Raw genomic sequence first — 23,790 nt, 5'->3', positions numbered from 1 at the left:
CCGCCCTCAGCAGTCAGTGCCTTCGAATACCTAGCACAGGGTTTAGGCGGCGCGAGCGGTCCTCAGCCGCAAACCGCTCCTAGAAGCGGATCGGCGGGAGGACGAGGTGGTGGGCGTTGCGCGTCCAGCGGACAGCGAGGCAGCCAGCATCGGAGAAGTCGTTCGCGCCGCCCTCGACGTAGCGGTCCGGGCGGCAGTAGTAGCTGCCGGCGGTCAGGCGGACGGGACCCGCGCCATGATCGATCGTCAGGTCGCCCGCAATCACGAACAGTTCGTCGCCCGCCGGCCAACTGCGCCGCGGGCCGACGCCGCGCCAGCCCCCCGGAAGCCGCATCAGCCAAGTCGTCCAGCCGGTCGCCTCGTTGCGATAGAGCGTCTTCGCTTCGCAGTTGGGGAGCGACCGCATGTCATGGCCGAAGACCGGCTCCCACGGCAGCGCGTCGAGATCGACGCCGGTCACGCCGCGCAGCCTCGGATCGGCCCGGTCTGCCCCTGCCGGGGCGATGAACTCAACGCCGTCCCAGCCTTCCGGGATCGGAAGAAAGTCGATGTCGAAGGGGCCAGCATACTTCACCAGCAGCCGCAGCCCTGTCTCCGTCGACTCATCAGACGGATGAACCCAGTAGGGCGGGTGGTTCAGATAGCCGGGCGCGGCGAAGTCGCGCCAGCGGCCGAAGTGGAGAACGCCCTCGAGGTTGATCACCTCTTCGTGGCACGAGTGGAACTCGAGCCCGTTGCCGGCGTACGGCGAGACCCAGCCCGGCGGCAGCGTCAGCAGCGAGAGGCGATACCCGTTGCCTCCTTCATTCAGCACGACCCGCCGGCTGCCGCTCGGGCTGACCTGCTCGGGCAGGTCGGCGGCGTTGATCGGTTCGACCCTAGCCCAACTCATCGCTGCACCTCCCACGGCCAAACGAGACCGGAGCCCTGCTCCCAGCATACCACCCCATCGCGCAGTGAGCATGCCGCGGCGCGTCCGCGCCAGCATCTGGCTCGAGGGGGTCCGGCGCCCATCTCGACCAGTTCGACCCCGCCGCGCACCCCTCGCCTCCTGCTCGAAGCAGCCGCGAAAGGGAACGGCCGCCGCAAGGCGCGGTTCGCGCTGCAGCCCCTCGACCGGCACTTGCGCGTGAGACCGGCTTCGACCGGGCCGCTCAGCGGCCGAAAGCGCGGCGGGGCAGCCGCGCCTTGGGGGACGGCGCTCGCCGACTGCGGGCGAGCGCACGCGTTCCCTCGCCGCCCCTCGCCGGCGCCCGTCTCGATGCAGGAGGCACGCCGAGCGCCTTTCTCTCGGCCCAGAAGCGCACGAGGAGACGGCTCAGGAAGCGCGGCGCGCTCGCCAGAGCGGGGCAGGGAGTAGAATGGCCGCGGAGGAGCGCGATGACCGGTCCTGGTTTCTTGTTCGGTCCTGGCCCTGCCGGATGGTGGGACGACGCGAAATGCTCGTGCCCTGTCGTCCACCGCGAGGCGGACGGCTATCGCATGTGGTACTACGGCTTTGAACGGGGCTTTCCGGGGATGCTCGCCGAGGAGATGAGCAGCATCCCGATGGGGCGCAGCGGCGCGGCGCGCTCGGCGGACGGCGTCGTCTGGGAGAAAGTGGCCGGCCCCGGGGTCCGCGGCGCGGTGCTCGACCCAAGCGGGGATCCGGCGCGCTTCGACCAGTTTCAGGTCGGCGTGACGGATGTAATCCGGGTGGGCGACGAGTATTGGCTCTACTTCATGGGGACGAAAGACGGGATCCGCCAGCTGCGCGGGCGCATCCGCAAAGGCAGCCCCGGGGCGATCGGGCTCGCTGTCTCAAGCGATGGATTGCACTTCCGGAAGGTCGACGGGACGGCCGGCGCAGGGGCCGTCGTCGCGCCGCGGGCACCGGAGGAGTGGGCGGTGCACTTTCCGCGCATCATTCGCCTTCCCGACGGCACGTTTCGGATGTACTTCGGCGTCAGCCGCGAGGACGGAACCGGGGGAACTCAGCTGGCCGAGTCGGCGGACGGCATTCACTGGGAACGGCGCGGCCAGGTGTTCGGCGCGAACCCGGACCCCACGGCGTTCGACTCGCTCGGCGCGGGCGGCGGAAAGGTCATTCCCTGGCAGGGCGGCTGGCTGATGGCCTACGAGGGGCTCGCGGCCGCGGGGTCGGGCTACTCCTACCGGATTGGGCTCGCCGCCTCGCCGGACGGGGTGCGCTGGGAGCGGCTGCCGGGGCCGCGCGCCGGCGGCGCGATCCTCGACCTCGGCGCGCCCGGCAGCTGGGACGAGGTCGCGATCGGCACGCCCTACCTCGTCGCCGAGCCGGACGGCAGCCTGAAGCTGTACTACGTCGGCTTCGCCAGCAGCATCGTCCCCGGCATTGGGCTGGCGCTCTGCGACGGGCGCGACCTGACGCGCTGGGAGAAGGTCGAGCGCGCATCCCACGCGGAGCGCGCTGCGCCTCGAGAGCAGTGATGCAGCCATCCTCGCCGCGCTCCGAGCAGAGAGGAGCCCCCCGGGCAACCGGAGCGAGGCGATCGGGAAATCCCCAGCGAGCGCGACGCTGACAAGCAGCGCGCAGAATGAGCGGAGCGAGCGATGCTGCGCCAGCGCGGCGCAATCGGCGAGCGTGCCGCCGGACCGGCAAGCCGCCTGCGCGCAGCTGTCGGAACGCGCTTGGCGGCTTTTGCCCCGCTGCGCCTCGGCCGATGAAGAGCGCGCGCAGCGGACCTGAGCGCCGCGCTGCCTTCACGCCGGCAGGGGAGTGCCGCCGTGATCGTCGGTCGGCGGCAGGTCAGCGCCGGCAACGCCGGCCCGCGCGCCGCCGCAGAGCACCCCGGCACGGCGGCGCGCTCAGGCCTGCTGGCTGGCGGGGGCGGCCTGCGGCGCGGGCTCAGGACGGCGCCGCAGCGGCGCTTCTTTCAGGAGGAGGGTGATGAGCAGCCCGGCGACGAGAATGCCCGCCACGGCGGCAAAGAGGTCGGCGATCGTCGTCGCGAGGCTGTCGCGAATGACGAGGAGGAGCTGGGCGAGAAGCGCGTCGCCGGCCGGGCCGAGCGCGGCAAACTGCTCGCGCAGCCGCTCGACCGTCGCCGGCGACAGCAGCGCTTGGGGAGTGGCCGCTTGGGTCAGCTGGCCCGGCGGGAGTGCCGCAGCGACCTCGACCGGGATGGCGGCCGCCAGCCGGTCGTTCAGGCGGGCGGTCAGCAGCGAGCCGAGGGTAGCGACGCCGATCGTGCCGCCGAGCGAGCGGAAAAACTGGAGCCCGGCCGTCGCCTGTCCAAGCATGGAGGGCGGAAAGGCGCTTTGGACGGCGATGATGAAAATTGCGTTCAGGCCGCCCATCCCGAGCCCGACGATGACCATGTTGCGGGCGATCAGGAGCTCGTCAGAGGCGGCGTTCAGCGTCGAGAGGAGCGCCATCCCGACCGCCGCGACGAAAAAGCCGCCGAGCGCCATCGCCTTGTAGCGCCCGGTGCGCGCCATGATCTGGCCGCCAATGGTGCTGCTGGCTACGAAGCCCGCCATCATCGGCGCCAGCACCAGCCCGGACCCCGTCGCCGTCGCGCCGACGACCGCTTGGACGAAGAGCGGCAGATAGACCATCGTGGCGTACATCCCGACCGTCACGGCCGAGGTGGCGGCGATAGCGATGAGAAACGTCCGGCTTCGGAAGAGGGCGAGGCTGATCATCGGCTCGGGGGCGCGCGCCTCGACGCGGGCGAACGCGGCGGTCAACGCCGCCGCCAGCGCGAGGAGACCCACGACCGGCGGCGAGAGCCAGCCGCCCGCGCCGCCGACGATCGAGCAGGCGATGAGGAGCGGGCTGGCCGCCCCGACAAGCAGAGCCGCGCCGAGGTAGTCGACCTGGTGACGGCGGACCGCCCGGTGCGGCGGCAGCGCGGCGGCGACGACAGCGAAGGCGACCAGCCCGACCGGCAGCGTCAGGTAGAAAATCGCTCGCCAGCCGAAGGTGTCGGTCAGCCAGCCACCGACGAGCGGCCCGCCGATCGTCGAGAGGCCGAAGAAAGAGACGATCACCCCCTGCCACTTGCCGCGCTCGGCCGGCGAGAAGAGGTCGCCGATTACCGCTTGGGCGATCGGCAGCAGCCCGCCCCCGCCGATGCCTTGGATAAAGCGGAAGACGACGAGCTGAGGCATATTCTGGGCCAGCCCCGAGAGCGCCGAGCCGGCGAGGAAGATCGCCATCGCGAGCAGGAACAGCCGCCGCCGGCCGTAAAGGTCCGACAGTTTGCCGTAGATTGGCACCGTGACCGTCGAGGCGAGCAGATAGGCGGTGAAGACCCAAGCGTAGTAGGAGAGGCCGTGGAGCTCGCCGACAATGCGCGGCAGCGCCGCCCCGACGACGGTGTAGTCGAGGGCGGCAAGCATCATCCCGGCGATGACGCCCGTCAGGATGATCGGCGTCCGCCCTCTGCTGCCCGTCACGCTGCGCGCGCCTTGGCCATCCACCCCGCGCGCTCAGTGTAGGCGATGCCCCCGCTGCCTTCAATCGGTCGCCGCAAATTGGGCCGCGCGCGGGTTGTCGACGAGCGCCAGCGCCTCGGCCGTGCCGTCGGCACCGAACCAGCGGACCGAGCGCAGCGCCGGCGCGACGGTGCCGCCAGCCGCCCCGAAGGCGCGCCCGAACGGCTCGACGACGTCATTGCCGAAGATATCGTCCCGGATGAACGGGATGATGGCCGTCACGCCGCTGTCGACGACGGAGGCGGTCAGGGCAGCCGCCTGCTGGGAGTCGTCCGAGACGCGGCGAAAGAGGTTGTCGCGGGGGATGGCGAGCGAAGTCGCGGAAACCGGTCGGGTAGAGCACGGTCGCCCCTTGATCGGCGACCGTCGTTACGCCGGCGTCGTAGCTGACGCTGTTCGGCGGGATGACGCGGACCGTCAGCCGGGTGGCGTTGCCGCCTGACCGAACCGGTTGCGGATGCCCGTTCGACTTGGCCGGCACCGGGCGCGACCGGCTGGCGCGGCGCGCTGGTCTGCCACGACGTTTCGGCACTGGTTACTGCCCCCGAGGTGCAGGTGACGCCGCCGATCGCGAAGCCGCTCTCGGCAACGCGCCGGCCGCAGTTCTCCTCGCTTCGATGTGCCGGCACCGCGGCCGGCGCGCTCGCCCAAAGGGAGAAGCGCCTCTCGCCGCAGCGGCCCCCTCTCCGAGCGCGCACCGCGCCGGCAGACCGCTCGGAGCCTGCCACGGCCCACTGCCCGAACGCGGACCGGCCCGTCTCGCGAAGCGGGGTTAGGCGGCCACGATCTCGACTGAGATCGGCTGTCCGGCGGCCTCGGCGAGCGCGGTGGCAATGGCCGAGGCGAACCGGCTCCGCACCCAGTCGGCGACGAAAGGGGTCGGCGCGCGCAGGATGGCGCGTCCTCCCTCGAGGCGCTCGAGCGCAAGCGGCGCGATGTAGGTTTCCCAATTGGCGCGGCTGAAGCGCCCGCGGAGCGCACTGCGAAGAGCGGGCCAATCGACTTGGGTGTTTGCTGGTTGGTGCGATCTCTTTGTTGTGGATCGTGAGTCTTGTCGGTCGACTGTGCCGACCGGGACAGAGTCGGCGGTCTCGACCCGGGGAGTCGGCGCCGCCGAAGGGGGCGGGTCGGAATTTCTGCCCGGGGGGGTCGGATTGGCCGACTGGGTGCGGAAGCGGATGCGGTACACGGTTGTTCCGGTGCCGCCGTCCGCGCGCACCTGCGGCTCGCGGACGATCAAGCCTTTGCGCTCGAGGGAGCGGAGGGCATTGGCGGCGGTTTCGCGCGTCACCCCGGCGCCGCCATCGAGGCGTGTTCCGTCGCGCCGCACGATCCCGTCAGTCAGCTGTGAGAGCGAGACGGCATCGCTCTCCTTTTTCCAGCCGAAGGTGCGGCGAAACAGGTAGCACATCACCTTCGTTTCGCTGCCGGAGAGGTGAGGCAGGCAGACGTCGAAGAACTCATCGGGTACTTGGGTGTAGCCCGGCGCGGAAAATCCCTCAAAAACGAACGTCTCGGTCATGGCGTCTCAGGAGGGCGCGCCCGTTGATCCGGCGCGCTGCTTGGCGGCCAGCATAGCGGCGGATCAAGCGGCGTGTCAAGCAGTCAAGTTGACGAAACCGCAATATGTTGTGCCTTTTTATCCAAGTCCAGCATATAGATTGTGTCCAGTCCGATCGGGCATCAGTGTCGGGACTGGACTGGCCGCCGAGCGCTGCTTGGCAGACGTGCGGACAGCTTGGCGCCGTAATCTCCTTGTCGCCAATTGTGGCGACAATTCCCTTGCCGCTGAGAAAGCAGCGGGACCGGCCGAACCGAGAAACAGCGGGGACGGAGCGCCTCTTGGAACGCGGGGATAACCGCGCCTCGTGTTCGCTCATGGCGCGCTCTCGGCGTCATCGCGAGCGCTGTCTTTGCGGCGCGTTGGGGCGAAGGGGCATGCTGCTCGTTTCGCCAAGCGCCCAGCAGTCGTGTCAGCAGAGGCTCGCGCCGGCGCGAAAAGGGCGGCTCAGGCGTCAGCAGCCTGTCGTGAGCGAAGGGCAAGGGGGAGAGGACGGCCGCGGTCGAGCCGCAAGGAGGATGCGTGACCTGCGGGCGCTTGGGACGCCGCATCAGCGGGCCGCTTCACGCGGCGTGGCGGGGGCGGTCGGGGCGGTCGAGTTCACCCCGCTCAGTGGCAGCGAGAGCGCACTCGCGGTTGTCGTGGTCGCGCCGCTGGCTGCGGGAGCGGAGCGCGCAAGGCAAAGCAGATGGAGGCGCTGTGTCGGGGTGTGCTCTCTGACACGCCGGCGCCGCATCAGGCGGGAAGGGCGGATCGCGAAGGGTGGAGGAGGCGCGGGCCGAACAGCGCTGGGTCAGCAGTTGCCAGGGCGGGCCGCGCGAGGCGCGTCGCGGTTCCCCCTGCGTGGCGGTGCCTCGCCTGCGGATTGGCCAGCACGCGCGCTGTGCCAAGAATGCAAGAATGCGTGTCTGGCTGCCTCGGCAATCCGGCGCTGCATGGGCGGGCGCGGTGCCGGTAGCGCCGCCCCTGCCGGCGGTGGCGTGCTCACGCGGCTGCTCGCGAGCGGGTAGGTGGGGCATCTGGCTGGCCGACTGCCGAGCGGCTGGGAGCTGACGTCCTCGCCGGGCGAACGGGTAGGGCTGCCGCCGTCTCGCGAGCGCGCCTGCCGGAGGCCGGCCTTGCGGGCTAGGCGTCCCGCTCGAACAGGCCGCGCACCGGCAGGGTAAAGCCGTCGAGCTTATCTTCCCAGCGCAAGCGGTCGCCGTCCCTGAGCCGTGTCGCTGCGGTCGGCGCGCGGTAGACATAGACGACGCGGGGTCCCAGCTCACGACACCGCCGCGCAAACCCGACCGGCTGCGGTCGGCGTGCGGTAGACATAGACGACGCGGGTCTGAGGAGCGATGATCTAGACACGTTCGACGCCGGCGGCGACGTCCTGTTCGATCGTGCGCTGCATCTTGCTCCAGGTGTTGGACGGCGAGACGCTCTCGGCGGCGAGTTCGGGAGCGACGTCGAGAATGCCGGCGGGCAAGGGGCCGGGCCAGCGGTCGTAGGAGAGGAAGGCGATATCCGGCACGCGGACGGTGTCGGGGTTGCGGCTGGTGTAGAAGCTGAGCTCGGTCAGGACGCGGCCGACACGGCGCTGCCGGACGAAGGCCCCTAAATCGATCGTCAGGCTCGCTTGTTCGCCGCGATGACGCGCGCCGGCCGGCAGTTCGCGAACGACTCAGCCGGCGCATCCGCAGAACCTCGGGCGGGGCGGTGAGGCGTCCTGCTCGGCACAGGAGGACGCCGCGGCTGCTCGAGGGAGGGGGCTGACCGTGTGGACCCCGCGCCTGCAGCTTGGGCGCCGCTGCGGCCAGTGGGGGCCCGGGGAGGCGATCGCCCGTACGCGCTGGCGCGTCGCCAATGTGCTACACGTGAGGCCGAGGGAGGATCATGCCGAGCCCGCTGCTGAATTATCTCGATTGGGAGCTGACCCCGGAGCAGGGACGCGTCCAGCGGATGGTGCGCCAGTTCGTTGAGGACGAGGCGCTGCCGCTGATCCCCGCCTGTTTCGAGGCTGGGCGCTTTCCAAGGGAACTGATCCCGCGGCTGGGCGCGCTCGGCCTGCTGGGGCCGACCATCCCAGTCGCGGGGCCGGCGGCGGACGCAACGACGGCCGGGCTGATCTGTCTGGAGCTGGAGCGCGGCGACTCGGCGCTCCGTTCCTTTGCCTCGGTTCAGGGGAGCCTCGTGATGTTCCCGCTCTGGCGCTACGGCTCCGACGAGCAGCGCGCACGCTACCTGCCCGGCTTAGCGCGCGGGACACTTGTCGGCGGCTTCGGCCTGACCGAACACGAGCACGGCAGCGATCCGGCGGGGATGGAGACGCGCGCCGAGCGCGTTGGCGACGAGTGGGTGCTGAACGGTGTCAAGATGTGGGTTACGAACGCGCCCTTTGCCGACGTGCTGCTCATCTGGGCGAAGGTTGCCGAGGAGGGGCGCGACGTCGTGCGCGGCTTTCTCGTCGAGGCAGGGACGCCCGGCGTCCGCGTCACCGAGGTGCGCCGCAAGCTGAGCCTGCGGGCCTCGGCGACGGGCGAGGTCGTCCTTGAGGACTGCCGCCTGCCGGCCGAGGCGGTCCTGCCCGGTGTCCGCGGGATGCGCGGGCCGCTCTCCTGCTTGACTGAGGCGCGCTTCGGCGTCGCTTTCGGCGTTGTCGGAGCGGCGATGGCGTGCTACGAAGCGGCGCTCAGCTACGCGAGGACGCGCGTCCAATGGGGGCGGCCAATCGCCGGATTTCAACTGACGCAGGCGAAGCTGGTCGATGCGCTCGAAGGGATCACCCAAGGTCAGCTGCTTGCCTTTCAACTGGCGCGGCTGAAGGAGGCTGGGCGGCTGACGCCGCAGCAGGTGTCGCTCGCCAAGCGGGCCAACTGCCGAATGGCGCTCGAGGTGGCGCGCTCGATGCGCAGCATCCTTGCTGCCAACGGCATCCTGCTCGACTATCCTGTCTTCCGGCATCTTGTCAACCTCGAGACCGTGTTCACCTACGAGGGCACCCACGAGATCCACACGCTCATTCTGGGCGCGGACATCACGGGACTGGAAGCGTACCGCGGCTGACTTAGGAGGAGAGGACGAGGGGATGATCGGGCGGGCGCTGCAGGCGCTCGATGGCGCGCGTCTGCAGCGCGGTGATGCGGCGGATAAGCAGGATCGCGAACATCCCCGCTAGAAGAGAGAACAGTGTCCAGAGGATGCTGCTTAGAGTCGCCAGTATCAACTCTGCGGTTGTATCTGCTCTCAGGGAGGCTCGACTGAACAGAGTGCTCTGAACAGAGTGCTACCCCACCGTCCAAGAGAACGAAGACCCACCAAAGACGGACAAGCCAACTGTTCGGCACATCTCGCCACCACGGGTACGATACTGTGCCAGCAAGCCACTGCGATCCTTTCCAGACCTCTTTCTCGCCGGTCGGGAATGCGGCCTCCCGTTGGTCGCGCTGGGGATTGCAGCGCGCCGCTGCCTTCTCTCCTGCTGACCAAGAGTATGACCCTCTCGTGACGAAAGACGATATCGCGTCGCCTCCTGTCACCTCCTTGTTAGCGATCTTCCGGCGCGGTTAGCGCGGGCGATCATGCCTCGCGCTCGACGATGCCGAGCGCGGCGAGGGCCGGCCGCAGCGCAAGGAGCGCGAGGTCCTTGCGCTTGCATTCCAGCATGCAGTCGAACGGCGGCGCCGGCGCAGCGGCAAGGAACGCAGCGCAGTCGACGGGGTCGACGTCGTCGGCGTGCGTGCCCGGCGGCTTGCCCGGCGCTTGGCTGCTGAAGTGCACCTCCGGCGGTCCATCTTCCGGCTGCCACGTAGCGAAGACGCGCGGCAGGAGGTCGCCGGGAGTGGGGAGGATAGCGTGATGAAAGGCGTCGAAGACGATCGGGATGCCGGTCGCCTCGTGGATCGCGAGCACGTCGGCGACGGAATAGACTCGCTCGTCGTTCTCGAGAACGAGATGCTCGCGCCATTCCTCGGGCAAGGCGCGGTAGCGCGCGACGAAGCGGCGCATTGCGGCGGCCTTATCGCCGTAGGCGCCGCCGCCGTGGATGACGATCTTCGCCTCGCGGCCGAGGCCCAGCGCACGCAGCAGCCGGACATGCCACGCTAGGTCTGCGAGGGCGTTGGCGGTCACCCGCTCGTCCGGCGAGGTGAGCAGGGTGTACTGGCCGGGATGCATGCCGCAGCGCACGCCGTCGCGCTGGATGGTCCTGCCGATTGCAGCGAGGGTCTCTTCTTCTTCACGCCACCATTCGAGCGTGTTCACGGGGTGGGAGGCGAAGGGAATAAGCTGGCTCGAGAGGCGATAGAAGCGGACGCCGATGGCCCGGTTGTAGTCGAGCGTCGCGGCCAGCCCTGCGAGGTTCGCTCGAATGAGGGCGCGCAGCCGTTCTGGGGTAGCGCTGCGGAGGTGGCAGCTCTTGTCCGTTATCGCGCCGCTGCCGAGCGCGGTGGTGATATAGCCGAGGCGTCGCAGCACCATCCTTCGTCTCTCCCCGCGATCGATCGTACGCCACGGGATCGCCTCGGCGAGGAGGGGCGCAGGGCCGCTCGTCTGCCGTGCAACGGGAAGGAGAGGACACCGCGGCAAGCGCGGGGACGCGCGCCTGCCGCATCGGCAGTCTGCGCGAGCGGCGCCGGGGCTCACGCGCGGCCCGGGCGGCGACGGCGGGAGGACCGGGCGCAGCGCGCAGCAAGAGCCGACGCAGGCGTCGCCGGCGATCCTCGGTCGCGCTGCTGCTCGCGGACAGCATCGCCGGCGCTGACGCCCGCCGCTCCGCCAGCGCAGGGCGCTCGGCAAGCGACCGGCGTTCCCGAAGCGACGCCTCGACGCTGGGTCGTGACGCAGTGCTGCGGCCGCCATTCGCACCGGCAGGACGATCGGCGCGGGCTCCTCTCGCCGTGAGCACGCTCGAGGGGCTTGTCGGTTTCCTAGGCCTGCCGGGTCGCTGCAGCGGCGTGAGCAGGGCGTTGCGAGGGGGCGCGGTTCTCGTGGTGATCCCGCTCAGTCGCGGCGTGTCGGGGGGCGGCTGGCGCGCCGCGTTCGAGAATGAGGATATGCTCGTGGCTCATCGTCTCGCCGACCGTGCCCGGGATGTTGCTCGGGCTGTTGCGGCTCGGCAGGCGCTTCGTCGGAATGCGGCGGATGATCACCTCGCGAGGCAGGAGCCCGAGCGGGACGGCGAGGTCAGCGAGGATAAGGTCCGTCGGGATCTGGACGCCCTTGACGCGCCGATTGCCGACGACCAGCGCCGCGAGCCCGCCCGGCCGAAGGACGCGGGCGATCTCAGCGAGACACGCTGCCATATCGACATAAAATGCGGCGACATCGCTGGCGCGCCGCCGGTCGCGGCAGGCGATGGCGGCGAGCGTCGCCTCAAGGTGGGGGGAAGACGGGATCGGCGCGCGGGTTCGGGCGCCGCCGAGCAGGGAGGGGTCGAGGTCGCGGTCGCCGACGATCCCGAGCCACTGGGCGGAAAGGCGTGAGAACTGCCCGTACGCGACCGTTGTCCGGCTGTCGCCATAGGGCGGCGAAGTGATGACGGCGTCGACCGTGCTGTCGGCGAGACCGGGGAGCGGCTGGCGGGAATCGGCGAGCCAGACCTCCGCCGGCGCGGTCGGGGCGAAGGTGGCGAGAAGAGCAGCATTGCGCGCGGCCCGAGCGCGAAAGAGGGCGACAGGATCGGGCTGGTGACGGACAAGGCGCTCCGGCGGATAGCGGTGGAGCTTGAACTCGGAGGAGCGGGCGTTTGAAGCGAGGCGGACGACCTCGGAGAAGGTCGCCTGCAGGACGGCGCGGGCGGGCTCGTGCGCGGCGAAGATGGCGGCGCGGAGCGCGGCGAGTGCCCGGATGACGTCGGGCTTGAACCAGAAGTCGAGGCGCGGCACCGGCGGCGGCGGCGGCGGGTCGGCAAGGAAGCGGGGGAGCGCAGCCTCAACGGAGGCGATCGCTGCTGTGAGCGCGGCAGCGGGCACGGGGGTGGTCTTGGCGCGGGCGATCAGGACCGCGAGGGGGTTGAGGTCGACGCCGATCGCGCGGCGGCCGGCAGCGATCGCCTCGACAAGAACGCTGCCTGACCCGCAGAACGGGTCGAGAACGAGGTCGCCCGGCTGAGAGAGCAGTTCGATAAGACGCGCGGCGACGTGGGGGATCATCATCGCCGGATAGGGATGAAGGCCGTGGGTCAGCCGTTTGCTCGCCTTGCCGGCGTAGTCCCAACTGGGATCGCGGCGACGGAGCGAAGGAGAGGCAGCGGCACGCATGCGGGCAGGGTAGCGGAGCGCGGTTCGCTCGGTGAAGTAGCTAGTCCATGATCTGCTGAGCGATCTTGCGAATCTCGACGCTCCACGGGTCGTCCGGGAAGCGGATGCTGAACAGGTCGCTCGAGGCGAGGCGGACGACTTCTTCCGAGAGGGGCAGGATGCCGGCGACAGGCGCGCGATAGGTCTCTTCGACCTGGCGTTTCAACTGTGCGAGGTCGAAGGAGGGCAGCGCCTTGTTGATCACCAGCAGCATCTTGGGCACATCGAGCTTGCGCGCCACATCCACCGTCACGGCCGTGCCCTGGAAGTCTTGGCGATCGGGGCGCATGATCAGGATGAGGATCTCCGAGATGGCGATCGAGAGGAGTGTCTCCTCATTCAGCCCGGGATGGGTGTCGATAAAAAGGTAGTCAAGACGCAGCCGCTTGCCGAGCTCTCGGAAGCCGTCGTTGAGGAGCGAGACGTCGTAGCCTTCGCGCAGAATGCGCGCGATCTCGCCGGCCTTAATGCTCGAGGGGATGAGAAAAAGCGCTCCTTGGGTCGCTTGGCCGACGCGGTGGGTGACGTCGTAGGCGGTTTCCTCGATCCGGCAGCGCCCCCAGAGATAATCGTTCAGCGAGCGGACTATCTGGCTCTCGTCCATCCCGAAGAGGACGTGGATGCCCGGAGATTGGATATCGGTGTCGATGACCCCAACGCGCTTTCCAGCGAGCGCAATCGTTGCCGCCAGGTTCGAAGTCAGGTTGGACTTGCCGGTCCCGCCGCGAAAAGAGTGGATCGCGATGATCGTGGTCACGGGTACTCCTGCGAGGTGCCTACTGGGTCAGACGAGCCAGCGGAGAATGGCTCTCTGGGGAATGCCGCCACCACGGATAGGCACGTAGGAGTGTAACGGTTCTCGAGAAAAAGGTCTCCTCCGGCGGGGGTGCCGCTCTTGCGGCGAAACAGGGGCGGCACGCCCGAACGAGGGCGTGCCGCCGAGCGGGACGGCAGCGGCGCGCTACAGCTTGATTCCCGTGATCGCCATGCAGTCCCAGCTTGGGTCGCGCAGCTTGGCGATGTTGATGAAGCCGGCGGCGCGCACCGCTTGCTCAAGGTTCAGCTTCATATACTCGCCGAGGAACGGCTCGGCTGCTTTGGCGCGCTGAACCCGCGCTTGGCGCTCCTCCTCGGTGTCGTCGTAGATGACATCGACCCAGCTGGCGCGGCCGCCGCTGCGGAGTACGCGCTTCATCTCGTGGATGATTTTGGCGCTCTCGGGCTGCGGCATCTCGTGGAGCACGTAGCTTTCGTTGACGATATCGAAGCTGCCGTCCGGGAAGCAGGTCTCGCCGGCATGCTGGAGGTAGAAAGTGACGTTCGGGATCTTCTCGCGCTCGGCCCACTTGCGGGCGAACCGGATGAAGTGGGGCGCGAGGTCGATCCCGATCACCTCGGCGTTGGGAAAGAGGCGCGCGAGCGCCATCGCCGAGGTGCCGAGGCCGGTGCCGACATCGAGGATGCGCTTCGGCTTCCAGCCGGCGTAGATGCGGGCGAACAGCTCTTGGGCGGGCTCGATGCGGGTGAAGGTGAAGTAGTTCTTGGCGATGTAGACGGAGCGGGTGTAGCGCGGGTCGGGCAGAGGCGTGAAGTGGATCGGGGTTTTCAGCCAGTGCAGCGGAACATTCGGCGGTGGCGCGCCGGGCGGCAGGATATCAGAGTTGTCCGCTGGGCCGTCGAAGTACGGCAGGGTGGCGACCCATTCGTCGCGCACTTTCTGGCCCCGCTCGCGGTCGGTCCAGACAAGCCGCATCATCCACTTCTCGTAGTCGGTCTCCGGGTCGAAGATGTTGTCGAGCGTAATGACCGGCTTCGGCGGGACGACGTCGAGCGGGACCTGCTCCATCGCGGCGCGGGCGCGCGGATCTTGCGGCGCGCGGGCGGGCTGCACGTTCATTGGACCTCCTTTGAGCGGAATCCCCAGTAAGACGAAGTCTATACCACCCGTTTCGCGTTGTGTCGAGCGTCCATAGAGCGGGTCTATGGACTGCCGCGGCACGCCGCGCCGGTCGTGCCGCCGCGTCCGCGCGCCGGATCCGCTACGCTTGTCAGAAGGGGAGCGCGGCGTGCAGTTGGCGTTCTTAGGGGGAAGCTTCGCTGTTGGCGTGTTCAACGCGTTCAACGTTTACACCATCTCGCTCTGGCTCACGGCGTTCACGACCTCCTACGTGCTGATCAGCCTGATCGCGAACTCGCGCACCTTTCTTGGCGCGGTGGTCTCGCCGATTGCGGGGGCATGGTCTGATCGGGTCTATCTTGGCTGGCTCGGCCGCCGCCGGCCGTTCATCCTTATTGGGGGCGTCCTCGGCGCGCTGCTGCTCGGCCTAACCCCTGCCATTGCCCGCCTCGACGTGGCGATCGGCGGACTGCCCCCTGAGATGGCGCGGCTGCTGCCGATCGTGGTCGCTATCGGGCTGTTCACGATCGCCTTCAACATGCAGGATGACGTCCAGAAAGCGCTGCTCGCCGACCTGACAGAAGGGCCGGCGCGCGAGCGGCTGTCGTCGTTTTCGGTCGTCACCGATATGGGGGGGCAGGTGTTCATCCTCGCGCTCGGCTTCCTGCTGAGCCGAGAGGGGATCGAGGAAGGGTTTTTCCTCGTAGCCGCCGGGCTGATTGCGGGCGGGGTGCTGGTAACGGTTCTTGGGGTGCGCGAGCCCTCGCCGGAGCAGTGGGACCGCGCTGCGCTTGTCCATGGGCCCCGGCTGCCGCTGCGGCGCCTCGCCGCCGACTACCGCAGCGCCGCGATTTTCTGCGCTGCGGTCTTCTGCTATTGGGCAGGGGTGAACGCGGTGCTGCCGCTGGTGTCGATCTACACCCGGGATATTCTCGGCGCGACCCCGGGCGAAGCGCAGCTCTTGCCGGCGCTGCTCTTGCTGAGCACAACCGTCTTTGCAGTTCCAGTTGGGCTGCTGGGGACGCGCTTCGGCAAGCGGCGCATTCTGGCGGCCGGCTATTGCATCCTTGCGCTTGCCGCGCTCTTTGCGCTCGTCATCACCACCCGCGAGCAAGGAGCGCTGGTCTTCATCTTCGCCGGCATCGGCAATGCCGCCAGCATGGTGCTCACTATCCCGCTGCTCGCCGATCTGGTGCCGCGTCATCACATGGGGGCCGCGAGCGGGATCTTGGCGGCCTGCACCTCGATCTCGGCGCCGCTCTCGAGCGTGATCGCGGGGACGCTCGCCGATCTGCTCGGTCCGCGGGCGATCTTTCTCGTCATGACGGCGATGACGCTCATCGCGCTGGCGCTGCTGCCGGCGGTGCGGCCCCAGCCGGGCCCTGCGCTCGCGCTGGGCGACTGATCGAGCGCGCGGCAGGACCCCGCACCGCTGTCAGCCGATAAGCGCTGCCTCTTCAAGCGCGCGCTCGGCGGCGATCAGGCGCGCAAGTGCCTCGCGATAGGATGCGGCCCGGGCGGCGATCGGCTCGATGACACCGTCGACCGGCGGCGGCAGGGCGTCGAGCGGCGTTCTCAGCAGGCCGACGCGCTCGGCAGCGAGAAGCGCCGCACCCCGGCTCGAGGCTTCGGGCACAGCGGAGCGCTGCAGCGGACGTCCGATCACATCGGCGAGGATCTGCTGCAGCGCCGGCGAGCCGAGCAGGGCGCTGCCGGTTGCCACGACCGTGCGGACCGGGGCGGAGAGCGCAGCGTCGAGCAGGGCGACGATGCGGCCGAGCTGGAGGGCGATGGCCTCGAGCGCGGCGCGGTAGATCGCGATCGGTGTCGTCTCCAGCCGCGCGCCGAGCAGCGCGCCGCGGACGGCCAGTCGCCACCGCGGGCTGCGCTCGCCTCCCCATGCGGGAAGGACGGTCAGCTGGTGGGCAGTCGGCGGGAAGGCCGCGACTGCCTCCTCGAGCGCGGCACGGCGCGGCAGCCGAAGCGTCCGCCGCAGCCAGTCGAGCAGACTGCCGCCGTCGTTCAGCGCGCCGCCGAGAATGACGCGCTCGTCATCGAGCTGGTAGCGCCAGAGCCCGGCGGCGACGGCAGCGCTCCCCCGCCAAGCAACGCGCGCGGCCGCTGAGGTGCCGACCATGATCGTGAGCCGGTCGGGGGTCAAGCAGCCGGCGCCGACATTGCTCGCCGCGCCGTCGCCGCTGGCCGGCAGCCAGGGGATGCGCGCAACTGCCGGCCAGCGGGCGGCGAAGGGAGGAAGGAGCGGGGCGAGCGCGGCGGGCGAGACGACCGGGGGCAGCTGGTCGGGAGCGACGCCGACCGCTGCGCACAGGTCGGGGTCCCAGCGCCCTGCGGTCTGGTCGAACAAGCCGGTAGCGGAGGCGAGAGCGCGGCTGGTGCCCCCGCATTGCCCGGTCAGCTGCTCGGCGAGGTAGTCGCCGAAGGAGCACCAACGCGCTGCCGCGGCGAACGCTGCCGGGTGGGTGCGGCGGAGCCAGTGGAGCTTCGCCGGCCAGTAGGACGAGTGAATGGGGCAGCCGGTGCGCGCGTGGATGGCGGCGCTGTCGAACTGGGCGCGCAGCTGTTCGGCATCGGGGTCGCTGCGCCGGTCGAGCCAGAGGAGGAGCGGGGTGACGGGGCGGCCGTCGCGCCCGATGCCGAGGAGGCTGTGCCAGAAGGTGGCGAGGCCGACCGCTGCCACGGGCCGGGTGAGCGGCAGGCGGTCGAGCATGCGGAGGACGGCGGCAACCAGCGCGTCGGGGTCGAGGGTCGCGCCGCCGTCCGGGGTGAGGTCAGGATGGTAGCGGACGCGCGCGATGCCGCCGAGGCGCTGTCCGTCCGGGCTCCAGAGCGCAGCGCGGCAGGAGGAGGTGCCGATATCGATGCCGAGGAGGGCGGGGGCGGTCACCGCGCTGGAGCAGTTCGCGGCTGCGGGATGCTGTACGTGATGCCGGTGTGGGGGTCGTACAGCCCGGCATGGCCGGAGCCGTCGTCAAACCCGAGGAAGCCGCGCCCTGGCTTAGTCGGCGGGAGGGGGAGGTCGGGGATGAGCAGCTCGAGACGCGGCTGGGAGGGGCCGCCGGTGTCGAGCAGCACGAGCCGGATCGAGACGCTGTCGGGCAGCTTGGTCAGCTGGCGCATGGGGACAGAGTCGAGCGAGGTGTCGCTCGCGACCTGCCAGCCGAGCAGGTCGGTGTAGAAGGTGAGCGCCTCGGGCGGGGCGCCGATCGGGCAGAGCCCGGGCTCGGAGAAGAGGGTGTCGCCCCGCCAAGTGGCGAAGGCGGGGCGGTCGACCTGCATCAGCCCGATCCGCTCGCCGTCCGGACCGAGGAGCATCGCGTGGCGCACCGGTTTGGCCCCGAAGCGGTAATCGACCGGTCCAGACCAGACCGTGGCGCCGCGGGCGGTGAGGGTCGCGATCGCTTCGTCGAGATCGCGGGTGTAGAAGTCGATCGCCAGCACCCCGCGCGAGAGAAAATCCGGCGCGGGGTCGCCGCTGGTTGCCGGGGTGATGACGAGGCGGCACTCAGGGCGCCACGCGAGGGCGAGGGTGTTCGGCGCGCCGGGCAGGGGCTGGTAGCCGAGGGCAGTGTAGAAAGCGCGCGACCGCTCCGGATCGCGCGCTGCGAGGTGGACGCCGAGCAGGGTGGTGCGGGAGCTCACTTCAGCTTGTAGATCGCCGCAAGGTCGAGCGAAGTGTCCGGCGCGGCGAAGACGTCGCGCACCTTGGGGTTGACCGTCCAGGCGAGAGCGGGGTAGTAGACAGGAGCGACGGGCGCCTCCTCGTAGACGAGGGTGACCATCTCCTTGAGCAGCTGGGCGCGCCGGTTGGGGTCGACCTCGGTGCGCTGGGCGTTGTAGAGCTGGGCGAAGCGCTCGTTGCGCCAAGTGACGCGCGCCTCGACGCGGTTGGCGACGTTCTCGATGAACTGGTAGGCGGCATCGGCGTCGCGGACATCCCCGTCGGTGGAGCGGCTGACGTGGATGTCTTCGATCGGCCCGATGTTCGAGCGCTCGACGAAGACGGCGAAGTCGACGAGCTGGAGCTCGAGTTCGACGCCGAGCTCTTTCCACATGCCGACGACGGCCTCAGAGAAGGTGCGGCCGCCGGCGGTCAGGATGGCCTTCAGCTTGATTGGAGTGTTGGCATAGCCGGCTTCTGCCATCAGCTGCTTCGCGCGCTGGAGGTCGTAGGGATAGTTGGGGAGGTCGCGCTGGTAGCCGTTGGCGGCGGGGCTGGCCATCTGCCAAGCGGGGGTGACGAGGCCGCGGAAGAGGGTCTTGGCGATCGTCTCGCGGTCGATGGCGTAGTTGAGGGCGAGGCGGACGCGCTTGTCGCGCAGCGCAGGATGGCCGCCGATGGTGTTGAACTCCATATACCACGCGCCAGGGAAGACGCCCTCGGTGACAGTGAAGCCCATGCCTTTGAGGGTGATGATCTGGTCGGCCATCAGGTCAAAGGCGGCGTCGAGATCGCCGGTGCGCATCCCCGCTTGGAGGGTGGTGCGGTCGGGGGTGAAGCGGAGGACGAGGCGCTTTGTCTTCCCCTTGCCGCGCCAGGAGCCGTCCCACCCTTCGTAGACGACCCGGTCGCCTTGGACGTACTCCACGACCTTATAGGGGCCGGTGCCGACAGCCTTCGAGCCTTGGAACTCGGCGGCACCGACCGCCTCGAAATGCTTCGGCGGGATCATGCGCAGCAGGTTGAAGCGGCGGACGAGGAGCGGGTCCTCTTGGCGGGTGATGACGCGGAAGGTGGTCGGGTTCGGCGCTTCGACGCGGTCGACAGTGGCGAAGGTGGGCCGCTCGATGGCGCGGGTTTCGGGGCTCATGAAGCGGTCGAAATTCCACTTGGCGACAGTGGCGTCGAACGGTTCGCCGTTTGAGAACGTGACGCCCTCGCGGAGGGTGAACTCCCAAGTGAGCCGGTCGACAGAACGCCAGGCGCGGGCCAGCCAAGGCTGGATCTGGCCGTTGCGGTCGTAGCGGACGAGCTGGTCGTAGATGGGGTCGAAGGCGAAGGCGCCGGTCTGGGCGACGACCGGGTGCGGGTCGAGACTGGGGAGAGAGACCGGGTAGCCGATAGTGATCGTGTCGGCGATCTCCGAGGGCGCAGGGGTTGCGCCGGCGGCAGGGCCGGTCGCGCCGGTTTGGCCCGGCGGGGTCGGGGCGCAGGCAGCGGCGACGAGGGCCGTGAGGATCAGTAACCGCGGCAGGCGAGACATGCGCTGCTCCTTCTGCCCATCCTGGCGGCAGGCAACAGAACTGGAGTGAGGGGCGCGGGTTAGCGATATTGTTGCACATGCGTCTCATTTCTGGCGCAATTTTGCGGCGCGCCGGGGGATTGCTGGGGAAGCGAGGAACGCGAGGACGGGCGGACGGCGTGTTGCGAGCGGCTGCGCACGCTGCCTGCCGAGCGCACCGGGGCACGGCGACGGGCGCGGCCTCGGCTGGAACGACGGCGGGTCGTGCGGCGCGCGGGGCTTGGTCGTGTCGGCACGATTGCCTCGATGGGGTCCCTGACCGGTTGCCGTTGCGGATGGGGAGCAAGGCGATCAGCGGGCGGCGCGTTCTGCTGGCGTGGGGCAGGGCGTCTCTCTGCCGCGGGGCGATCGCGCCGCGCGAACGCCTTAGCGCAGCGGCGTGATGCTGGCGACGATCGGAAAGCCGGCTTCCGGGTTGCCGTCGGGCCCGGCGCGGTCGTTGCGGACGAGCGCGGAGAGCACCTGCTCCGGCGAGATCTGAATGAGGTAGCCCCAAGTCGGGCTGCCTGTCTGTGCGCTCATCCCTTGGTAGCGGCGCACTTGGAGCCCCCCGAACGTGGTCGTTCCCACGGGACGCACATCCTGCCCGACGCTGTCGATCGTTCGGCGCTCAGCCTCGGCCATGGTCACCGCGCCGGTCGGGGCGATCGCGACGCTCCGGCTGGTCGGTCCGACCCGGCCGGGGGCGGCCACCGTCGCGCCGGCGCCGTCGCTGAAGACGATCGTCCAGTCTTCCGGATACTGGAAGCGGTAGCCCGTGATCGGGTCGAGATAGGTCGACTGGGGCCGAATGACCGCTCCCGGGCCGATCAGGAGGGTCTGGAGAATGAGCGAGACGGCGCGCTCTGCCGGCGTCAGCGCCGTCCGGCTGCGCTCAGAGCGCGGCAGGGTGACATGAACCATCCACACTTGGCCGCCCGCCTTTGCGGCGACGAAGTAGTCGCGGGCGACGGTCGGGCCGCTGACGGCTTCAATGAGGAAAATGTTGGCCGTCGGCGACGGGAAGTATTCGGCAGCGAGCGTCGCCGGGTTCGGGCGTGTTTGCATCTGGTCGAAAGCCCACTCGTCGAGCGCGGAGCCGACGGTTGCGGCCAGCGGAGTGAGGAGGATCTCGTACGGGGCGGCCGGCGGACCGGTGATGACGATGCTGCCGTCCCGAAGAGCCGCGCTCGCGTCGATGGGGAAGCGGAAGGCGATATTCGTCCCCTCGGCGATCCAGTGGGGGACTGTGCCGGGAGAAATGTCCTCGGGCGGGATAGCCGGGCTGCCGTAGAGGCCGCTGAATGAGAAGAGCTCCTCCGGCCACTGCTCGGGAAGGCTGAGGTCGGGCGGGAAGGCTGTGCCTGGGCCGGCAACGACGTTCCAGACGCCGTTCTTGCGCTGCAGGATGACGAGCGACGGGTCGGCCTGCCCGGGTTTCGGCTGGAACCGGACCAGCGCCCAGTTGCCGAGCACGCGGACGATATCCGTTCGAACAGGAGCGGGCGCGCTGCTGCTCTCGCGAAGGCGGGCGAGCGCGGCGCGCTTGAGCTGGGCGGCGCTTTGGGCGGGCGGGGCCGCCTGCGCCTGCGGGGCGAGTGTCAGCAGCAGGACAGCGAGCAGCAGAAGCGTCCGCGGCATGCTGCACCCTCCGAAATGCTCTCGCGAGATCGTAGCAAGGGGAGCAGGCAGCAGAAGCGTGCCCGGCGAAAAGTCTTGACACGTTCGGCGCGCCCGGCGCTAGAGTATACAAACCACGATACGTGGTGATCCTACACGCGCCGCAATGCGGAGGGAACCATCAGGAGAGAGGTGATGGTTATGCGCATTGGTCGTCTTGCTCTCGTCCTCGCGCTGACGGCGGCCGCCTGCGCTCCTGCCGCGTCGCCGCAGCCGGGTGCGCCGGCGCCCCAAGAAACCCGCGCCGAACGGCAGCACCTGCGCGTCGCCGTCAAGGGCATCTTCGGCAACCCCACGCCGCAAGCGTCGGCTACGCTCCATTTTGTCTATTACCCGCTCTACGACACGCTGACAAAGCTGAGCGAAGGCTATCAGGTGACGCCGTGGGTCGCTGAGCGCTGGGCGCTCCAAGGCGACGCGGCGGCGTGGCGCTTCTCCCTCCGGCGAGATATGAGCTGGCCCGACGGCTCGAAGCTGACGGCAGAGGATGTCGCTTTTACGCTTGAGACGGTCATCAAGAGCCGCTGGCCGCAGCTGCCGTATTTCGAAAACGTCACCGGCGCCCACGTCGTCGATGAGTACACCGTCGATTTTCTGCTCCGTCAGCCGGACATGAGCGTTCCGGCGGCGGCGAACTTCCTCTGGATCATTCCGAAGAAGTACTACGAGAGTGTCGGCTTCGACGGCTTCGTCCAGAAGCCGATGGGAAGCGGACCGTATGAGCTCGTCAGCTTCCGCAATACGGAAGGCGTGCACTACCGCAAGCGGCCGCAGCCTCACGCGTTCCGGAAAGCGGTGGCCGAAGAGATCACGTTTACGGTGATCGCGGAGAATGCGCAGATCATCAACGGCTTGCGCACCGGCGAGATCGACCTCGCGCTCGATGTCAACTTCACGGCGGAGCAGGCGAACGCGCTCAAGCAGGCGAACATGGATGTTCATGTCGGCCTGAGCACGCTCCAATACATCGCGCTGCCGCAGGGGGTCAACGAACTGCGCAGGACGCCGTTTACCGACAAGCGGGTGCGTCAGGCGCTCTGGTACGCGATCAATCGCGAAGCGATCGCCACGACCTTGTTCCAAGGCTATGCCCAGCCGGCGATCTCAGTCGCGGTGCCGGGGACAGCCTACCACGACCCAACGATCCCGCTCCCGCCATACGACCCGGCGCGGGCGCGCCAGCTCCTTGCGGAAGCAGGCTATCCGAACGGCTTCCGGCTGCCGGTCGGCCTCGGCTACACCACGGCGTTCAATCCGCAGGACGTGGTCGTCGCCATTCAGTCCAACCTCCGCGATGTCGGGATCGAATTCACGGTCACGCCGAATGAGCGGGCGGTAGCGGTCGACAAGGCGTACGGTCGGAACAACCTCCAGAAAGAAGATATCTGGATGGGCCGCCAAGGCGACCCCCTCGGCTTCGGCGGGAACCGCACGTTCTTCGGCTGCGGCAAGCCGGTGGGCGACCCGTCGGCGCTTTACTGGTGCAACCCGGAGTGGGATCGGCTGATGGACCAAGCCTACGCCGAACCGGATGAGCGCAGGCGCGCCGACATCCTGAAGCGGGCCGCGCGGATCCAAGTGGAGGATGCATATATTCAGGCGCTCTATGTCGAGCCGCTCTTCGGCGTCGCCGGCCCGAAGACCCGCGGCTTCAAGCCGGACCATCCCCTCTATTTCCACTTCGACGCAGCGTACAAGATCAACTGAGGCGGCTCAGCCCTTCGGCGCGGCGGCGCGGGGTAAGCACACCGGCCGCCCGCCATCGGAGCGGGGCGAGGAAAGGTGCCGGCCCCGCGGCGGAGCACAGCCTGCAGGCGGCAGGAGGCGCAGAGCCAGCGGCGGATCGCGGCGATCCCCTGCTCAACTGTGCGGACGGCCGCCGTCGCAGGCGCCTCGTGGGCGACCCCTGACGGTGAGGCGAGATTGGGCGCATGCAGGTGTCTGCTCCTCGCCGTCCCTGTCTCCGGCTGCACAGGGGGCGCGCGTCCGGCGGGCTCGCGCTTCTGCCATCGCTGGACGGCGTGCCTCCTGTGCGGGGATGGCGGCATTGCGAGAAGAGCGAGCTGCGCCGCGCAACGACGGTGCCCGCGCTGCCTTGACAGCGGGCCCGCTCGCCTTCTGCCGCTCTGGTGAGGAGGGGCAATGGCGCGGCGCGTGTCATCCCGGGAGGCGCAGAACCGGTTCGGCGAACTGTTGAGAACGGTCGTTCACACCAAGGAGCCGGTGATCGTCGAGCGCCACGGCAAGCCGTACGCAGAGGTGATCGCCCCGGAGCTGGTTGAGGAGTTCCAGCGCGAAGCTGGCCGCGATTGGGCAGTTTTTGAGGGAGGCTGGCAACGCAACGCCGCGATCGACCCGGACGAGGTGTATCGAGACGTAACGGAGGTCGTCGAAGCAGTTCGTCGAGAATGGTATGAGCGAGCGCAGGCTGCTCAGCGCCGTTGTTGATGCGAACCTTCTCGTCTCTGGCTTCCTTAACCCAAGCAGTGCCGCGGGTCGCCTGCTGAGAGCGTGGCGAACGCCGGTCTTTCGCCTTCTCACAACCCCGATCTGATTGCTGAGTATGTCGAAGTCCTCTCTCGTCCGCGCCTCGTTGCGCGGTACAGGCTGAGTCCTGAGGAGAGAGGGCTTTCCTTCGCCGCCTTCGGGTCGATGGGGTCTCCGTCGTTC

20 protein-coding genes are annotated in these 23,790 nt (G+C 69.1%); 5 read left to right on the top strand and 15 right to left on the bottom strand.

Features of this window, described 5'->3' with window-relative positions:
- Nucleotides 1–79: 79 nt before the first annotated feature.
- The gene (locus NZ773_07570; GenBank protein MCS6801785.1) at nt 80–892 is read right to left on the bottom strand and encodes a DUF4437 domain-containing protein; all 813 of its coding nucleotides are present in this window, start codon (nt 890–892) and stop codon (nt 80–82) included.
- A 488-nt stretch (nt 893–1,380) separates the two neighbouring features.
- Here NZ773_07570 and NZ773_07565 point away from each other — a divergent pair, with 488 nt between their 5' ends.
- A complete protein-coding gene (locus tag NZ773_07565; protein ID MCS6801784.1) occupies nt 1,381–2,448 on the top strand; it encodes a glycosyl hydrolase in 1,068 nt (355 codons plus the stop codon).
- Between the two features lie 378 nt (nt 2,449–2,826).
- Here NZ773_07565 and NZ773_07560 read toward each other — a convergent pair whose 3' ends face one another.
- The 5 genes from NZ773_07560 to NZ773_07540 all read right to left on the bottom strand — a co-directional run bounded on the left by NZ773_07560 (nt 2,827) and on the right by NZ773_07540 (nt 7,676).
- Nucleotides 2,827–4,446 (bottom strand): DHA2 family efflux MFS transporter permease subunit, encoded by a 1,620-nt coding sequence (locus NZ773_07560; protein ID MCS6801783.1) that lies wholly within the window; start codon nt 4,444–4,446, stop codon nt 2,827–2,829.
- Nucleotides 4,447–4,482: 36 nt separating this feature from the next.
- Complete coding sequence (locus NZ773_07555) at nt 4,483–4,683, bottom strand: hypothetical protein (GenBank protein MCS6801782.1); 201 nt, start codon at nt 4,681–4,683, stop codon at nt 4,483–4,485.
- 550 nt (nt 4,684–5,233) lie between these two features.
- Nucleotides 5,234–5,983 (bottom strand): replication protein, encoded by a 750-nt coding sequence (locus tag NZ773_07550; GenBank protein ID MCS6801781.1) that lies wholly within the window; start codon nt 5,981–5,983, stop codon nt 5,234–5,236.
- A 1,164-nt stretch (nt 5,984–7,147) separates the two neighbouring features.
- Nucleotides 7,148–7,339 (bottom strand): hypothetical protein, encoded by a 192-nt coding sequence (locus NZ773_07545; GenBank protein ID MCS6801780.1) that lies wholly within the window; start codon nt 7,337–7,339, stop codon nt 7,148–7,150.
- 28 nt (nt 7,340–7,367) lie between these two features.
- Nucleotides 7,368–7,676: a Uma2 family endonuclease gene (locus tag NZ773_07540; protein MCS6801779.1), complete on the bottom strand. Its 309-nt coding sequence runs from the start codon at nt 7,674–7,676 to the stop codon at nt 7,368–7,370.
- A gap of 224 nt (nt 7,677–7,900) precedes the next feature.
- Here NZ773_07540 and NZ773_07535 point away from each other — a divergent pair, with 224 nt between their 5' ends.
- Nucleotides 7,901–9,070 (top strand): acyl-CoA dehydrogenase family protein, encoded by a 1,170-nt coding sequence (locus NZ773_07535; protein ID MCS6801778.1) that lies wholly within the window; start codon nt 7,901–7,903, stop codon nt 9,068–9,070.
- A 1-nt stretch (nt 9,071) separates the two neighbouring features.
- Here the strand turns inward: NZ773_07535 and NZ773_07530 are convergent, their stop codons facing one another.
- From NZ773_07530 to NZ773_07510, 5 genes are all read right to left on the bottom strand, one after another.
- Nucleotides 9,072–9,230, bottom strand: a complete 159-nt coding sequence (locus tag NZ773_07530; GenBank protein MCS6801777.1) for a hypothetical protein — start codon at nt 9,228–9,230, stop codon at nt 9,072–9,074.
- Nucleotides 9,231–9,583: 353 nt separating this feature from the next.
- Entirely contained in the window at nt 9,584–10,483 is a 900-nt protein-coding gene (uvsE, locus tag NZ773_07525; GenBank protein ID MCS6801776.1) for a UV DNA damage repair endonuclease UvsE, read from the bottom strand.
- Between the two features lie 449 nt (nt 10,484–10,932).
- Entirely contained in the window at nt 10,933–12,264 is a 1,332-nt protein-coding gene (locus NZ773_07520; GenBank protein MCS6801775.1) for a DNA methyltransferase, read from the bottom strand.
- A gap of 40 nt (nt 12,265–12,304) precedes the next feature.
- Nucleotides 12,305–13,060, bottom strand: a complete 756-nt coding sequence (locus tag NZ773_07515) for a MinD/ParA family protein (protein ID MCS6801774.1) — start codon at nt 13,058–13,060, stop codon at nt 12,305–12,307.
- 204 nt (nt 13,061–13,264) lie between these two features.
- The gene (locus NZ773_07510; protein ID MCS6801773.1) at nt 13,265–14,200 is read right to left on the bottom strand and encodes a class I SAM-dependent methyltransferase; all 936 of its coding nucleotides are present in this window, start codon (nt 14,198–14,200) and stop codon (nt 13,265–13,267) included.
- A 169-nt stretch (nt 14,201–14,369) separates the two neighbouring features.
- Here NZ773_07510 and NZ773_07505 point away from each other — a divergent pair, with 169 nt between their 5' ends.
- A complete protein-coding gene (locus NZ773_07505) occupies nt 14,370–15,605 on the top strand; it encodes an MFS transporter (GenBank protein MCS6801772.1) in 1,236 nt (411 codons plus the stop codon).
- A gap of 30 nt (nt 15,606–15,635) precedes the next feature.
- Here NZ773_07505 and NZ773_07500 read toward each other — a convergent pair whose 3' ends face one another.
- From NZ773_07500 to NZ773_07485, 4 genes are all read right to left on the bottom strand, one after another.
- Nucleotides 15,636–17,105 carry a gluconokinase gene (locus tag NZ773_07500; protein MCS6801771.1) on the bottom strand — a complete coding sequence of 490 codons (1,470 nt, stop codon included), beginning with the start codon at nt 17,103–17,105 and terminating at the stop codon, nt 15,636–15,638.
- Nucleotides 17,102–17,860, bottom strand: a complete 759-nt coding sequence (locus NZ773_07495) for a VOC family protein (protein MCS6801770.1) — start codon at nt 17,858–17,860, stop codon at nt 17,102–17,104. The genes NZ773_07500 and NZ773_07495 overlap by 4 nt, the downstream gene beginning before the upstream one ends.
- Complete coding sequence (locus NZ773_07490; GenBank protein MCS6801769.1) at nt 17,857–19,422, bottom strand: ABC transporter substrate-binding protein; 1,566 nt, start codon at nt 19,420–19,422, stop codon at nt 17,857–17,859. Before NZ773_07490 ends, NZ773_07495 begins: the two co-directional genes overlap by 4 nt.
- Nucleotides 19,423–19,827: 405 nt before the next feature.
- Entirely contained in the window at nt 19,828–21,081 is a 1,254-nt protein-coding gene (locus NZ773_07485; GenBank protein ID MCS6801768.1) for a hypothetical protein, read from the bottom strand.
- A gap of 174 nt (nt 21,082–21,255) precedes the next feature.
- On the opposite strand from NZ773_07485, the gene NZ773_07480 reads away from it, so the two are divergent.
- Nucleotides 21,256–22,827, top strand: coding sequence for an ABC transporter substrate-binding protein (locus tag NZ773_07480; protein MCS6801767.1), 1,572 nt, complete (start codon nt 21,256–21,258; stop codon nt 22,825–22,827).
- Nucleotides 22,828–23,262: 435 nt separating this feature from the next.
- Nucleotides 23,263–23,568, top strand: a complete 306-nt coding sequence (locus NZ773_07475; protein MCS6801766.1) for a type II toxin-antitoxin system Phd/YefM family antitoxin — start codon at nt 23,263–23,265, stop codon at nt 23,566–23,568.
- The last annotated feature ends 222 nt before the right edge of the window (nt 23,569–23,790 follow it).

The sequence above is a fragment of the Dehalococcoidia bacterium genome, from assembly GCA_025054935.1.
GTDB lineage: Bacteria > Chloroflexota > Dehalococcoidia > SpSt-223 > SpSt-223 > JANWZD01.
The sequence above is the reverse complement of the archived record's forward strand: the minus strand, read 5'-3'. Positions and strand labels throughout refer to the sequence as shown.